This window comes from Planococcus lenghuensis, assembly GCF_001999905.1.
Classification (GTDB): domain Bacteria; phylum Bacillota; class Bacilli; order Bacillales_A; family Planococcaceae; genus Indiicoccus; species Indiicoccus lenghuensis.
In genome coordinates this window covers 3,283,018-3,298,036 of sequence record NZ_CP019640.1, presented here as the reverse complement: position 1 = coordinate 3,298,036, position 15,019 = coordinate 3,283,018, and the positions used below count along the sequence as shown (strand labels likewise).

General features: G+C 51.2%; 14 protein-coding genes and 1 riboswitch. Of the genes, 10 read left to right on the top strand and 4 right to left on the bottom strand.

What is annotated here, in order from left to right; genetic code table 11:
* Positions 1–238: 238 nt before the first annotated feature.
* The 4 genes from B0X71_RS16675 to B0X71_RS16660 form a co-directional block, all read right to left on the bottom strand.
* Positions 239–787 (bottom strand): GbsR/MarR family transcriptional regulator, encoded by a 549-nt coding sequence (locus B0X71_RS16675; RefSeq protein WP_077590483.1) that lies wholly within the window; start codon positions 785–787, stop codon positions 239–241.
* A 74-nt stretch (positions 788–861) separates the two neighbouring features.
* Positions 862–2,052 (bottom strand): M20 family metallopeptidase, encoded by a 1,191-nt coding sequence (locus B0X71_RS16670; RefSeq protein WP_232336725.1) that lies wholly within the window; start codon positions 2,050–2,052, stop codon positions 862–864.
* A 62-nt stretch (positions 2,053–2,114) separates the two neighbouring features.
* Positions 2,115–3,716, bottom strand: coding sequence for an ABC transporter substrate-binding protein (locus tag B0X71_RS16665; RefSeq protein WP_077590482.1), 1,602 nt, complete (start codon positions 3,714–3,716; stop codon positions 2,115–2,117).
* 633 nt (positions 3,717–4,349) lie between these two features.
* A complete protein-coding gene (locus B0X71_RS16660; protein ID WP_077590481.1) occupies positions 4,350–5,315 on the bottom strand; it encodes an ABC transporter substrate-binding protein in 966 nt (321 codons plus the stop codon).
* A gap of 210 nt (positions 5,316–5,525) precedes the next feature.
* Between B0X71_RS16660 and B0X71_RS16655 the strand changes: the two genes are divergently transcribed.
* The 10 genes from B0X71_RS16655 (at position 5,526) to B0X71_RS16610 (ending at position 15,008) form a co-directional block, all read left to right on the top strand.
* Complete coding sequence (locus B0X71_RS16655) at positions 5,526–6,524, top strand: FecCD family ABC transporter permease (protein ID WP_077590480.1); 999 nt, start codon at positions 5,526–5,528, stop codon at positions 6,522–6,524.
* Positions 6,521–7,573 carry a FecCD family ABC transporter permease gene (locus B0X71_RS16650; protein WP_077590479.1) on the top strand — a complete coding sequence of 351 codons (1,053 nt, stop codon included), beginning with the start codon at positions 6,521–6,523 and terminating at the stop codon, positions 7,571–7,573. Before B0X71_RS16655 ends, B0X71_RS16650 begins: the two co-directional genes overlap by 4 nt.
* Before the next feature lie 34 nt (positions 7,574–7,607).
* Positions 7,608–8,435 carry an ABC transporter ATP-binding protein gene (locus B0X71_RS16645; RefSeq protein ID WP_077590478.1) on the top strand — a complete coding sequence of 276 codons (828 nt, stop codon included), beginning with the start codon at positions 7,608–7,610 and terminating at the stop codon, positions 8,433–8,435.
* Complete coding sequence (locus tag B0X71_RS16640; RefSeq protein WP_077590477.1) at positions 8,413–9,126, top strand: (2Fe-2S)-binding protein; 714 nt, start codon at positions 8,413–8,415, stop codon at positions 9,124–9,126. The genes B0X71_RS16645 and B0X71_RS16640 overlap by 23 nt, the downstream gene beginning before the upstream one ends.
* Positions 9,127–9,329: 203 nt before the next feature.
* Positions 9,330–9,415, top strand: a riboswitch (cyclic di-GMP riboswitch).
* 79 nt (positions 9,416–9,494) lie between these two features.
* A complete protein-coding gene (locus B0X71_RS21050) occupies positions 9,495–10,934 on the top strand; it encodes a DUF5667 domain-containing protein (RefSeq protein WP_156889901.1) in 1,440 nt (479 codons plus the stop codon).
* Positions 10,935–11,162: 228 nt separating this feature from the next.
* Complete coding sequence (locus B0X71_RS16630) at positions 11,163–12,236, top strand: phosphotransferase (RefSeq protein ID WP_077590476.1); 1,074 nt, start codon at positions 11,163–11,165, stop codon at positions 12,234–12,236.
* The gene (locus B0X71_RS16625; protein WP_077590475.1) at positions 12,233–12,775 is read left to right on the top strand and encodes a GNAT family N-acetyltransferase; all 543 of its coding nucleotides are present in this window, start codon (positions 12,233–12,235) and stop codon (positions 12,773–12,775) included. Before B0X71_RS16630 ends, B0X71_RS16625 begins: the two co-directional genes overlap by 4 nt.
* A 4-nt stretch (positions 12,776–12,779) precedes the next feature.
* Positions 12,780–13,283, top strand: coding sequence for a GNAT family N-acetyltransferase (locus B0X71_RS16620; RefSeq protein WP_077590474.1), 504 nt, complete (start codon positions 12,780–12,782; stop codon positions 13,281–13,283).
* A 428-nt stretch (positions 13,284–13,711) separates the two neighbouring features.
* Entirely contained in the window at positions 13,712–13,975 is a 264-nt protein-coding gene (locus B0X71_RS16615; protein ID WP_077590473.1) for a hypothetical protein, read from the top strand.
* 121 nt (positions 13,976–14,096) lie between these two features.
* Positions 14,097–15,008 carry an SDR family NAD(P)-dependent oxidoreductase gene (locus B0X71_RS16610; RefSeq protein WP_077590472.1) on the top strand — a complete coding sequence of 304 codons (912 nt, stop codon included), beginning with the start codon at positions 14,097–14,099 and terminating at the stop codon, positions 15,006–15,008.
* Positions 15,009–15,019 lie beyond the last annotated feature (11 nt).

Genomic DNA, 15,019 nt, shown 5'->3' with positions numbered 1-15,019 from the left:
CACGCAAACACCTCCTGGGTTTTTACTTAAATTGTCCATCCAATAAGTTGAACGTCACAGTATTCAGTATATAGCAAAAAAAGTACATTTAAATGAAATTTCTGTTTTTTATAGAAGATATTCAAAGATCATAGGAGAAGAACAGCGTAGAATAAGCTTATTTCGATAACTCCCGACAGACGATGCAAAAAGTGCGCAAAACAAAAAGGCGCCAAAGTTTCGGCGCCTTGCAGCAGGATTATTCCGGAATTTTTTCCCCGGCCGGTTTTTTAGGAATATAATCAAAAATCTCATGCGATTCAAAAGAATCCACAAGTCGGCTGAGCCAGTCATAATACTCAAGCCCCGCTTCAAGTTTTAAGAGATCCTTGTCGATCTGTTCTGCCGTTTCCGCATCCAGATCACCGGCTGCTTTCAAATCGTTCAGCTCGCTGATCGATTTTCGGAGTGAACTCTTTTTGGGTGTCAGTACTTTCCGCCAGTGATAGCCAAAATACTTGAAGAAGCTCTCGTAATTATCTTCCTCCACCCGGTACAGGTCTTTGCGTTCGCCTTTGCGCCACACTTTCTCAACAAGGCCCATCTCGTCGAGCTCACGGACGGCGTTGCTCATGCTCGCTTTGCTCATGCCGAGCATCTCGGTCATCTCATCCAGTGTCATGGGTTTTTCATTATAGTACATGACCGACATCAGACGCCGGACAGTGGGCGACATGCCGAACAGTGTCTGGCTCTCTGAGTTTTGATCGATGATCCGTTCTCTCGCTTCTTTGAATTTATCGTTCATGGCCATCCCACCTTTACTATCAGCTTCTATTATTATCATAAACTAAATTCCGCTGAAAGTGGCATGCGAGTGGTTCAGCTGTTCAGGACTGCAGAGGCGAACACTTTACCTGTCAGCAGCATGGATTTCTCGTCAACATCGAATTTCGGATGGTGATGCGGATAAATTGCATCAATTTCGGGATTTCCGCCGCCGACCCAAAAGAATGAACCGGGTACTTTATCGACATAATAAGCGAAATCCTCACCGCCCATATCCGGCGGCTTAATGACGACATTGTCTTTACCGACGATTTCTTCCGATCGCTCTTTGATGAATGCCGTTTCTTTCGGATGATTGTAAAGTGAAATGTAGCCGTGGGTAAAATCCACATCGATTTTCGCTCTGTATTTTTCTGCGGTGTGCCGAACGATGAGCTTCAGTTCATCTTCAACCTGCCGCCGCACATCCTGATCATATGTGCGGGCAGTACCTTTCAGAAACGCCTTATCCGGGATGATGTTATGGGCATCCCCACTATTGAACGCGCCGATTGTGATAAGGGCGGGTTTCAGCGGATCGACCCGGCGGCTGACGATATGCTGCAGGTCCACGACGAGATGGCTGCCGATCACAAGCGGATCGACGCTGCGATGCGGTTCAGCCCCATGGCCGCCTTTCCCGTGGATCGTGATGTCAAACGCGTCAGAAGAGGCTTGGACGTATCCATCATTGACCGCGATCTGGCCGACCGGGAAATTCACTTCCACATGGGCGCCATACACTTCATCGACACCATCGAGGCAGCCATCTTCGACCATCGCTTTTGCGCCACCCGGAGCCAGCTCTTCGGCATGCTGGTGCAGGAACACGACAGTCCCGGGAATTTCTTCTTTCATGCCGATCAGCACCTTCGCTGTCACAAGCAGCGCAGCTGTATGAATATCATGGCCGCAGGCATGCATCACGCCTGGCACTTGAGATTTGAACGGCACTTCTTTTTCGTCTTCGATCGGCAACGCATCAAAATCAGCACGCAAAGCAATCGTCTTGCCGGGTTTTCCTCCCCGCAGCGTGCCGACAACCCCGCCGTCACCGACGTTTGTTTGAACTTCGATGCCAAGGTCTTTCAAATACTTGGCGATGAAGGCGGGGGTGCGCTGCTCTTGGAATGACAGTTCCGGATTCATGTGCAGGTCCCGGCGGATTTCCACCATTTCCGGGTAAAGCTTATCTAATTGATCGAACGCTTTTTTAATAGTCTGTTCCTCAGTTGTCTGTGTCAATGCAGAGTTCCTCCTTTTTCACGGCAACAGGCGGGTGGGTACCCGCCTGGCCACTGTGCTTCTTATTCTTCGAAATCAATTGTCGTGGTGATCACACGGCCTGTCGGATGCGGATCGAATCCAATGACGTTTTCTTTTGCGGCCAAGGCAGGGGAGGCATGGACAAGCGGAATGATCGGTGCATCTTCATGCATGATTTCCTGTGCTTCCCGATACAGTTCATTTCGCTGTTCCTGGTCGGTAATGGTCCGCGCTTCCTCGAGAATCGCATTCAGTTCGGGATTGTCATACTGAGTGGAATTCAGGGAACCGATGTTTTCACCATGCCATAGGGAATAGATGAAATCATCTGCGTCACCATTCGTCCCGGTCCAACCGAGCAGGAAGGCATCCGCCTCTCCGTTTTTCGCTTTCTCGAGATATGTCGCCCATTCGAATGTGACGATTTCAGCTGTTACGCCGATATCCGCAAAGCTGGACTGCAGGTATTCAGCGACCCGGCCGGCATCCGGCATATACGGACGGGCAACGGGCATTGCGTACAACTCCATTTCGAAGCCATCCGGGTAGCCGGCTTCAGCGAGTAGCTCTTTCGCTTTTTCCGGATCAAACGGATAAGGCTCAAGTTCATCGTTATAGCCGGCTACTGCCGGCGGAATCGGGTTCTTCGCCGGAATTGCCTGCCCTCCGAAGAATGCTTCAATCATCGCTTCTTTATCCACTGCATGATTCAGTGCCCGCCGGACGAGCGGATTGTCGAATGGTTCTCGTGTCACAGTGAGGCCGAGATAACCGATATTGAGCGGCGGCCGCGAGAGCAACTTCAAGTCGGGATTCTCTTCGATGGTCTCGTAGTTTTCCGGGTCCACGCCATTGATCATGTCGACTTCACCGCTTAGAAGTGAATTCAGGCGGGCTGAGTTTTCAGGGATGGTCCGGAAGATAACTTGGCTTACTTTCGGGTGATCCTCAAGCCAGTAATCTTCAAACGCATTCAGCACGATGCGGTCGTTGCGCTGCCATTCCCCAAAGATGAACGGACCGGTGCCGACCGGGTTGCTGCCGTATTCCGCACCGAACTCTTCAATCGCTTCCGGACTTGAAATGGAGAACGGTGTCAAGGCCAAATCTTTCAGGAACGTCGGCTGTGTCTTCGTTAAGTTGAATTCAACGGTATTCTCATCAATCGCTTCAACAGAAGCGAAGTCATGGGATTCGTCCCCTTCAAAACCGCCGAACACGTTGCCGTACATCGGGAAGCTGTCCGCATCGCCGGCTGCCCAGCGCTCGAAATTATAAACGACATCTTCTGCTGTAAATTCGGTCCCGTCGTGGAACAGCACATCTTCCCGGAGCTCAAACGTATACGTCAAGCCATCTTCAGACACTTCCCAGTCTGTTGCGAGCATCGGAGCGACTTCTGTAGTGCCTTCTTCAAACGTCGTCAATGTTTCCAAAATGCTTTGGGAAACGTTTTCCGATTCGGTGTCTGTCACTTCCGCAGGATCGAGGGACACGGCATCACCGCCGCGCGCAAAAATGAAGGTCTCCTGCGCTTCCAGTGCTTCTTCCGCGCCTCCCGCATCCTCACTTGAACATGCGGCAAGAGTCAGTGCGGCTAACGACATCGTTGTTAAGGTCAGTTTTTTTCGCCTGTTTTTCATTGTGGATTCACTCCTGAGTTTCAGATTGGTGGTTCTCTCTTGACGTCAGGGACAGGGGACACTGGCCATACAGGCCAGCTTCAGAGGTGAATGAACGGCAGCGGTCGGCCTATGAGGGATGATGATGGGATGTGATATGAGTCGATAATTTGGAAATGGTTACCCTGAAAATCTTCATCCATAACTCCCTTTCTATACAGTTGATTTAAAACGTTTAATATTTATTAAATGTTATATTATTCAGTATATAATAAGCGGACCTCTTTTGGAAGCGTTTTTATTGTCCAATAAACGCCGTAAGTCGCTTAAATTCAGTTGGGGCAAGGGAAGAGGCGAGCGGAAAAATTTAAACAGTTTAAAAAACGCGTCACGGGAGAGAACGGAAAAGGGAAGTGGAAGATGCAGCGACCTGGCAAGAGTCTATAATAAGAAGTTACCGAAAAGCGCAAAACAGGGGAGGTTGTCAATGTGGAATCCGATGACTCCAAAACAGAATGATCAATAAAGTGTCTGCGCTCTTCCTAAAACTTGATAAAGCGTAGAAACGAGAAATAACGCGTGGAAATCGAAAGCGGCACATAAAGAATTCCCCGGAGCGAGAAAAGCTCCGGGGGATTTCAACAGGAAAGATTATTATTCACTTAATAGTTTAGCTTCCAGATCATCGAGCATAAGGTTGGCTGCTTTCACGCCGCCTGCCGTATTCCAGATCGTGTCGCTCACTTCATAGGCATTCCCGGCTTTGACGGCTTCAAGGTTATTCCAAAGCGGGTCATTTATCCACTCATCTTCGACTTGCTGGCCGCCGCCTTCAGCCGGTTCATACGTGAAGTAGAAGATGACGTCGCCGTCCATCTCCGGCACCCGTTCTTTCGTTACCCCTTTGGCAGCGAAATCAGGGACGTCCTGGGATTCCGGGCGGGCGAGTCCGATTTCATCAAGGATAATACCCGAGAAGGAATCTTTATGGTAGATGCGGACATCATCCGGCATGAACCGTACCATCGAAACTTTTGTATCGAGTTTGCCGGCTTCTTCAAGTTCAGTGCTCAGACTCCGAATGCGCTCGTCATAGGCAGCGAGAACTTCAGCGCCTTTTTCTTCCTGACCCACAGCTTGGGCGATCAATTCATAATTCACTTTCCAGTCGCCGCGCAGCGTTTCTTCAAAAACCGTCGGAGCGATATCAGTTAACGCCTGGTAATGCTCTTCCTGGCGCATTTTATTGCCGATGATAAGGTCGGGATCGAGGGCGGCGATCGCTTCAAGGGAGATATCGCTTTCCGTACCGACGACTTCAACGCCTTCCATTTCATCAGTGATGTGGTCATACCATGGGTCGCCTGTCCAGGATTGAACGGCGCCGACCGGTGTAATACCCATTGAAAGCAGTGCTTCCGTACCATGGTTTGTCAGGACAACAACTTTTTCAGGGGTACCCTCGATTGTGGTGGAGCCCATTGCATGTTCAACTGTATAGGCAGTTTCAGCTTCCGTTCCAGTTTCAGGTGCCGCTGCTTCTTCTTCCGCGCCGCATCCGGCCAGCGTGAGCACAAAGGAGGCGAGCAGAGTGAGCAGCAGTACAGGGTGTTTCAGCATTATGTAATTCCTCCTCAATCATTGATAATGATTTTCAATTTCATCACAAATGATAATGGCTCTCAGTAGAAAAGTCAACATTTTTCAAAAAATGAATTATTGTAGTGATAGCATTCAGGAAGTTTATTGACAATGATTATCAATTACATTAGTCTGAAATGAGAATTGACTATAGAAAATTGCAAGTACGAATTAAGGAAGGCAGCCACCATGATTTCAACGAATCCATTCAGAATAGGCGGAATTGCAGCCGGACTATTGCTTGTGCTTGTGCTGATCTGGGCGAGCATCATATTCGGCCTTACCGATGTGTCGTCGCGCATGGTCATCGATTCCATCTACCGGTTTGATCAGTCAAATGAACATATCATTATAAGAGATAGCCGGATTCCGCGGGCTTTCATCGCAGCTGCAGTGGGGGCGAGCTTAGCGGTGGCAGGAACCATCATGCAGGGTCTCACGAAAAATCCGCTGGCGTCTCCAAGCATTTTCGGCATCAACGCAGGGGCCAGCTTCTTTGTTGTTCTGGGCATTTCCTTTTTTGGCGTGGCGTCATTGAACGCCTTTACATGGCTTGCATTCACTGGTGCAGCGCTTGCAGCGGCGGTTGTCTATATTTGCGGCTCGATGGGGCGTGACGGGCTGACGCCGATCAGGCTGACACTCGCCGGAGCAGCGGTCGCGGCTTTGTTCTCTTCCTTGACCCAAGGCATGCTGACACTTGATGAGCGGGCGCTTGATCAGGTGCTGTTCTGGCTCGCCGGCTCGATTGAAGGCCGGGATCTTGAATTGCTGCTGGCTGTACTGCCGTACTTGGCAGCGGGTCTTCTGTTCGCATTGCTGATGGGCAGGCAGATGAACGTGCTGGCGATGGGGGAGGATCTGGCGACCGGGCTTGGACAGCGGACGGTATTCGTTAAGCTGTTCGGCGCAGTGATCGTCGTCCTGCTCGCCGGCGGTTCCGTGGCAGTAGCCGGGCCGATCGGATTTGTCGGCATCATCATTCCGCACATTGCCCGCTGGCTTGTCGGTATCGATTACCGCTGGGTCATCCCGTACAGTGCGATTCTCGGTGCACTGCTGCTGCTTGCGGCGGATATCGGTGCCCGGTACATTATCATGCCGGCGGAAGTTCCTGTCGGCGTCATGACAGCGGCCATCGGAGCTCCTTTCTTCGTGTGGATTGCGAGAAGGGGGATTAACGAATGAGCAAGCATTTCATCTTTCGCACGGGGCGAGCATCATTTCTGATGAATCGGCGCGCCTTGCAAATCGTAACGGGTTTGGTCGCCGTCTTGCTCTTAATGATGATTGTAAGTCTCGGCATCGGCCAGCTCGCCATCGCACCGCACCGGGTCATCCAGGCCCTTCTCGGCATCGGAACTGAAATGGAACGTCTCGTTGTCTGGTCATTCCGGATGCCGCGTATCCTGCTTGCCGTGTTCGCTGGTGCCGGCCTTGCGATGTCCGGTGCCATCCTGCAGGGCATCATCCGCAATCCGCTGGCTTCACCTGATATCATCGGCATTACAGCAGGTGCATCGTTCACGACCGTGGCGTTCCTTGCGCTGTTCAGTGACCGGAGCAATACGCTGACCGTCAGCATCCAGTGGCTGCCGCTCGCCTCATTCATCGGGGCCGTGGCAATGGGCTTTCTCGTCTATCTCCTGTCATGGAAGCGCAGCGGCGTCGCCCCGGTCCGGCTCGTTCTGATCGGTGTCGGGTTGTCTGCCGCCGTTCAGGCGATGACGACGATGCTGATGGTGCTTGGTCCCATTTTCACCGCATCCCGCGCAAATATCTGGATCACAGGCAGTGTCAACGGCACGAATTGGGATGAAGTGCTGACTGTCATTCCGTGGATTTTGACGTTGACGATTGTGCTGTTTTTCTATGCCAGACGGCTGAACATGCAGGAGTTCGGGGAGGAACTCGCAGTAAACGCCGGGAGTTCTGTGCAGAAAGATCGCTTCACGCTGCTGTTTTTGAGCAGTGCGCTCGCCGGAGGTGCCGTTGCGTTCGCCGGCGGGATCGGTTTCGTCGGCCTTATGGCGCCGCACATCGCCCGGCAGCTTGTCGGCTCGTCGTTCGGTGCACTTCTGCCGGTATCCGCACTCATCGGCGGCATGATCGTGCTGATTGCGGACCTGATCGCCCGAACAGCGTTTGCGCCGCTTGAAATTCCGGCTGGCGTGTTCACAGCTGCCATCGGGGCGCCGTATTTCATTTATCTGCTGTACCGTTCACGGAATAAATAGTGGAAGACGCTACGAACAGAAAGGGGAATGACAGATGGAGGCACTTTCGACGCGCAAACTGACATTGGGATATGGAGAAGAGAATATCATTGAAGCGCTCGATCTCAAGATTCCGAAAGGTGAAATCACCGTGTTCATCGGCAGTAATGGCTGCGGTAAATCGACGCTGCTTCGGTCGATGGCGCGGCTTTTGAAGCCGCAGGAAGGTGGCGTGGTGCTCGACGGCCGGGATATTTCCAGCATGGCGACGAAGAAAATCGCACGTCAGCTCGCTATCTTGCCGCAGTCATCTGTGGCGCCGGAAGGGCTGACGGTTCTCCAGCTCGTGAAACAGGGGCGCTATCCGCACCAGAGCTGGCTGCAGCAATGGTCAAAAACGGACGAGAAAGCCGTAAACGATGCGCTGGAAGCGACCGGCATGGCGGAATATGCCGACCGGAAAGTCGATTCCTTATCAGGCGGTCAGCGCCAGCGCGCATGGATTGCGATGACGCTTGCGCAGGATACGGATATTATTCTGCTCGATGAGCCGACGACATATCTCGATATGACGCATCAGATCGATATTCTCGATCTGCTGTTTGAGCTGAATCAGACCGAACAGCGCACGATTGTCATGGTGCTGCATGATCTGAACCTGGCTTGCCGCTATGCGGATCATATCGTTGCGATTCACGATAAGAAAGTGTTCCGTCAGGGGGACCCGGAAGAAATTATCACGCCGGAGCTTGTCCATTCCGTGTTCGGACTGCGCTGTCAGGTGGCATGCGACCCGTTCTCCGGGACGCCGATGTGCATTCCGTTCAGCAAAGGAAAGCGTGCGAAAGGCGGGATGCGCCGTGCCGACATTGCCAGCGGTTAAATACTTTCACAGGACGCTTTCCGACTTCCGTGTCGTAATGGAAACGCCGGGAGAAAAGCGGTTCCCCCTCCGACAATTCACGGACGAGGCCTTTCTGGATGGATTCATTGATGGCATCAAAGCGGATTTCAAAACCGGTGAAACCCGGGTTGCGGCGTCGCAGCTCGTCAAACGGCTCGGATATCTGCTTGCTGTGCCGGCATTATTTACCGCAACAGTCCATCGGCACCGGCTGAATACAATAGAAGGCGCACTCGTTCCGCAAAATGCGGATGGCAAATGGCTGCCGTATTTACTGCTTGAAGACATGGAGACAACTCCGATTGACACAGAGGAGTTCCGGGCATTTTCCTGGGAACTGTTCATTGAAATCGGGAAATTGGTCCGGGTGGTATCGAAGGCCGGCAATGTGCCGCGGCCGGTGTTATGGGAGAATGTCGCCATTTACGTATACTGGCTGTATGAGAAGCGAATGGCGGAAGAACCGGTCGACAGCGCTCGGAAGGTGGCGGATTTCCGCTGGCTGATCGACGGCCTGCCGGGAGAAGCGTTCGGCGAACGGAAGAACCCGCTACAGAAATTTCACGGGGAAAAACCGGAAGGCGGCATCCGGATTCGCCAGACGTGCTGCTTCCATTATGAAGGGGCGGGTGCCGGCAAGTATTGCGGCACCTGTCCGAAAAAGAAGTGATGATGTGCCCGCTCCCTGGTAGGGTGAGCGGTTTTTTTGATGTCTTCGATTCGCCGATTTTAAACACAAAATGCTTAACTTTCATTGTGGAAACAAAGGCGGGAAAATTAGTTTTTATCCATTAAAAAAATGTATCTTTTGGCTTATATGTAGGGTATATTTACATAAAGAAGTCGGAAACCGAATAGCTTCCAGCGCTTCTCATTTGAAAAAGGCAGCTCCATCGAAAGGTGGATACGCAAAGTTCCAGGCCTACGGTGCGCGTCACTAGGGCGGCTGAACCGCTGAAGAATGGAGAATAGCCTGTGGGAACACGGGTTATGTCGACATTCTCCGAACCAAAAATACTGTTTTGGAGGAATGGAAAAATGTCAAAACCCGTGATCAATCTTAAGGTCCGCAACGTGTTAGCAACCGGTATTATTACGACAGCACTCACGTTTACAGTCGGGGCAAGTCCGATTCAAGCAGATCAGCACGAACAGCCGGTGGAACCTGAAACAACGGAAACGGAAGAAGTGCTTATTGAAGAAGAACCAGAGCAGGAGACAGAAGAACCAGCAGTGGAAGAAGATGAAACGGCTGCTGAAGACCCTTCGCTTCTGCCGGGTGACTTCTTCTACTTCGTAAAAAACCTGATGGAAAATGTGCAGTTGGCCCTGACGTTCGATGGAGTGAAAGAGGCCGAGCTGCTGGCTGGATTTGCGGAAGAACGCATTTCGGAAGCTCTGGCGCTCCTTGACCAAGGGGACGAGGAGCGGGCGAATGAAGTTCTTCAGGAAGCCATCGAACAGCAGGAGGCGGCACTGGAGAAATACGAGCAGAGTGCAGAATCGGAAGCTGAGGATGAGACTGAACCTGACGAGGAATCCGTGACGGAAGAACCTTCAGGTGAAGCGGATACTATAGACGGGTTCCGGGCAGAATTGGAAGAGAAGTTCGCTGCCAATATCCTGGCGCTGACAGCAGCGCTGGAGCAGATCGAGAATCCGAAAGCAAGGGAAGCACTGCAGAAAAACATTGAAAAAGCGCAAGCGAAATGGGAAGAAAAAATTACTGAAAAACTGACGGATATTACAGAGAAGCAAGAAAAAGCCGCAGAAAAACGGGCTGAGCTTGATGCGTTGCTTGCGGCAGGTGAAATTTCGGAAGAAGAGTACCAGGCTGAGCTTGCTGAACTTGAAAAAGAGCTGGCAGAAGAGCAGGAAGAGCTTATGGAAGAAATTAATGAAGAAGCGGATGAAGTCACAGAGGAAGCTCTGGAAGATGAAGAAGAGCACGAAGAGGCGGAGTCGGAGGAACCGGAATCTGAGGAGCTGGAATCTGAGGACGATGGAGCTGACGATGTGCAAGAGGCTGTAGCCAAAGAAGAAAAACAAAAAGAAAAAGAAGTAAAGGCAAGCGAGAAAGCGGCTGAAAAAGAACAGAAAGCAGTAGAAAAAGCAGCCGAAAAAGAACAGAAAGCAGTAGAAAAAGTGGCTGAACAGGAACGCAAAGCAGCCGAAAAAGCGGCTGAACAGGAACGCAAAGCAGCCGAAAAAGCAGCAGAAAAAGAACGGGAAGCTGCTGAGAAAGCGGCCGAAAAAGAACGAAAAGCAGCTGAAAAAGAACGGGAAGCAGCCGAAAAAGAGCGGGAAGCTGCTGAAAAAGCAGCAGAAAAAGAGCGGGAAGCTGCTGAAAAAGCAGCAGAAAAAGAACGGGAAGCTGCTGAAAAAGCGGCAGAAAAAGAACGGGAAGCTGCTGAGAAAGAAAAAGAGAAAGAAAAAGAAAAAGAAGACGAGGACGAAGATGAAGATGAAGGCAACTGATAATCAACGACTAAAGCAGACGGACTAATAGACAGCTGCCCCTTCTGCCGATGACTGAGCTCCTGCATTTGCAGGAGTTTTTTTGCTGGAGAGAATTTCACGGACTCAGCGTCTGACTCATCCTACTGCTTCTTTAAAGAAGCAATTGTACAGTTTTTCTGTTTGCAGTAAAATTGAATCAGAAGAAAAACTGGCGCCGGGAGCACTAGTTCTTTTGGAGGGGTTTCGATGGCTGAGTTAAAATGGAATGACCGTGTGCGATTGGAAGATGTTAGGGAGTGGATTGCTTCTTCCATTCCTGATTCAAGGAAAGTGGAAGGGCCGATTACAATTTTTAGGTCGAATGACTGGGGCATTACTGCGTCATTTCATGTATATAACGGGCATTCCGTGCAGGAAGTGGTCTGTAAGATTGCATTTCTGCCGATCTTTCAGTCATCTCCGGCGATCTATACGGCATTGTCCCAGCTGAACTCCGGGGCGGTGCCTGTATATATCAATGGGAAGACAGAAGACGGATTGACTTGGCTTCTGTTTGAAAAATTTTCCGGCCATCTTATCCGTGAGGAAGCGAATTTGAATGCATTAATCGATATAGCCAAGCAGATGGCTGACCTTCAGAAACAGTTTACGCCGATTGCCAATGAACATGCCATTCCCTATTATTCATTGCGGCATCTCGCTGTGCAGCTGCCGGTTTTTGTCGAACATGCCAAGAATGTCTATCGGCCGCAATGGACGGCGCAGCAGGAGCAGCTGATTAAAAACAATCTGGATGGAAAAGAGGACTTGCTGGCGATCTGCGATGCCGGTATTCTCGATCGGATGGCGTCAGCCATGGCTGAATTATGCGGTCAGCTGGACGGGTTTTCGCTTCCGTATTCCATCGACCACTTGGATCTGCACAGCAATAACGCTATTCGTACTAAAGGCGGGGAAGTCATCGTCTTTGATTTCGAGGAAGCGGTGATCAGCTGTCCGTTATTTTCACTGGAGAAGCTGCTGGACGAAGCAGCGGAATTCGAGAACAGCTACAGCGGCCATAAGCATAAAATCCAATGGTCGGCTGCACAGCTACAGCTTCGGGACGCTTACCTGCTGGCACTTGATCCCAACGTGCGAAACGACCGGTTGATCACGATGTTCGATTATATGGCAGCCGTTGCGCCAATCAAGTATGCGTATCAAAGTTCATATTTTCTCGAACAGGTCGGGTCGCAGCACATGGAAGCGGAACTGATGGCCGAAAGTTTTGTGAAGGCTTGGAAGAGAATCGCACAATTGGAGCTGAATAAGGGATGAAAGTAGCCGAACAACGATTCTGCAGAAACGGACTCCCTTATCTCATCCGCTCTGCCCGACAGGAAGATGCAGCGGAACTGTCTCAGCTCCGGCTCCAGATGGACAGCGAGACGGAAAACCTGGACCGGGAACCGGGGGAAGGATTCATCGATGCATCGGGATTCGAACAATTGATCCGATCGGACACAGAGAGTGATCGGAACTTGTTCCTGGTGGCTATCGCAGATGGCCGGATTGTCGGGTTCTCACGCTGTGAAGGAAATGAACTGAAGCGGTTTGCACATAAAGCGGAGTTTGGAATCGGCGTCTTGAAAGCCTACTGGGGTAATGGCATTGGGAAGAATCTTTTGAGTGAATCCATCAAATGGGCTGACGAAAGCGGACTTGCAAAGCTGACTTTGAATGTATTGGAAACCAACGAACCGGCCATCCGCTTATATGAGGAACTGGGGTTTCAAGCAGAAGGTGTGTTGGTCAACGACAAAACCCTGTCGGATGGCAAATTTTATAATACAGTCGTCATGGGAAGATTGAGGTGAGGATATGGATATCGTCATTAAGCTGCTGGAAGAACAAGACGCCGGGACGTTGCTGGACTTCGAGCGCCGGAACCGGTCACTTTTCGAACAGTCGGTGCCAAGCCGGGGCGAGGCCTATTATGATCCGGCCGTCTTCAAAGTCAGACATGAGGAGCTATTGGCTGAGCAAGCGCAAGGACTTTCCCGTTTTTACCTGATCTGGTCCAGTGATGGACAGCTCGTCGGCCGCATCAATCTGATCGATATTGATCCGGCGATTCAGGAAGCGGAACTCGGCTTCCGGATCGGCGAGAATTTCACAGGAAAAGGAATCGGCCGGAATGCTGTGCGATCGCTGTTGGCGAAGGAACCGGGCATCAAGCGCATCAAGGCTAAAACGACATCAACCAATTTCGCTTCTCAAAAGGTATTGGAGAATAATGGATTTCGACAAATGAACAGACAGGAAGAAAACGTGAGACAGCAGGAGAAATCTGTCACATTTTTTCAATATATTCTGGAGATATGAACAAAAACTGTTGACGAAACTGTTATCGTCTTATATATTAATTTCAAGATAATATTAAATGCGATGACAAGGACAAGTGTTTTCCAGGCCGGTTCCCAGAGAGGGAAAGCGACGGTGCAAGCTTCCTAACTGAGCCGGAAAATATACCTCCTTCGAGCAGCGCTGGTGAATAATGAGTAATCAGTGCCGCGGCAGCTGCGTTAATGCTGAGTACAGAGCCGTCCCATGCTGCAATCAGCGGGAGACGGAAAGCTGAATGGAACCACGAGATCAAACACACTTGTCCTTTTTACAAAAGGGCTCGTGTGTTTTTTTTATTTTGGTAGAATAATGAATGCCGGGAGAAGCACGGAGCTTTCCTAAACAGCCTATAGAAATAGCAAGTATCGGGCACATTCGACGCGACCAGCCCCGCTGAAGTTTTGATAATGGGGAAATTCTGGAATACGTGTCAGGCAGCTGGCGGAGCAGCGAGCATGTACACGTGGGTGGATGAGGAAATCCAGCTTCCTGCCGATGGAGGTCAGCGGGCGACAAATGAAGGGCTGACATTCCAACCGCTCCGTGAAATAATGTGGGACACACTAACCTGGGAATCGGCCCGGACGGAGACGGAACGAAAAGCGGGGCTTGACCCCGGAAAGGAACAAGCTGTGCTGAAAAGCTGGAGCCGGAAAATGATGCCAGTGTAGATACATATAGAAAACCCGCCGATCCCATTTGAAGGTCAGCGGGTTTTCTGGTTACCGGGTTATCTCCTGAAAACAAGGGGTACAGAAAGATAACGTCAAAACGATGGGGGACGGTACGTTTATGGAAGAACAGGGTATTCGGGAAGGGCTAACGGTCGTCATCACCGGCGTATCAAGCGGAATCGGCAGAGGCACTGCGGAACGGCTGGCGGCACAGGGAGCGAACGTTACTCTCGCTGCCCGCCGGACGGATGTGATTTCGAAACTGGCTAACCGGCTTGGGACGAATGCCATTGCCGTGACGACAGACGTCAGCAGAGAAGAAGACATGGAAAACTTATTCAACGAGACAATGAAAGCTTTTGGAAAGATTGATGTGTGGATCAATAATGCCGGAACGGGCGTATTCGGTTCGTTTACGGAAGCGCCGCTGCGCGACCATCTCCGCACGATCGAGACAAATTTGCTCGGTGAAATGTACGGCAGCCGGCTGGCCCTGCGGCAATTCAAAGAACAAGGGCATGGCACGTTGATCAATATTGCTTCTTTTTCCAGCAAAGTGACGACGCCGTTCGCTGCCGCCTATACCGGATCAAAGCAGGCCATTGCAGGACTGACGGCTGGACTGTATCAGGAAATGGCGTTGGAGGACTGGAAGGACATCCACGTCTGCATGGTCCATCCGTGGGTGACCGACACGCCGTGGACGGTGCATGCCGGAAATTATACCGGCCATGAAATCAGCCTGAAGCCGATGGATGATCCGGAGACAGTGATCGATGCCATTATCGGTCTGATCGACGATCCGGAAGAAAGCGTGGAAATCGGGGTAAAAGTGAAAGGGGCGGCTACAGGCGGAGACCTGCTGGCGAACCTGACATCGAAACTCACCGGAAAAAGCATGCTGCAGATGGAAGAAGGCGCACCGCCGGCACCACATACATCCGGCAATCTCCATGAACCGGTTGCAGAAGGGACGGGTGTCTCCGGCGGCAACCGGGAGCGGATGGAACGGGAGCAGCGGGAAGAATAGGAACGGAGGCG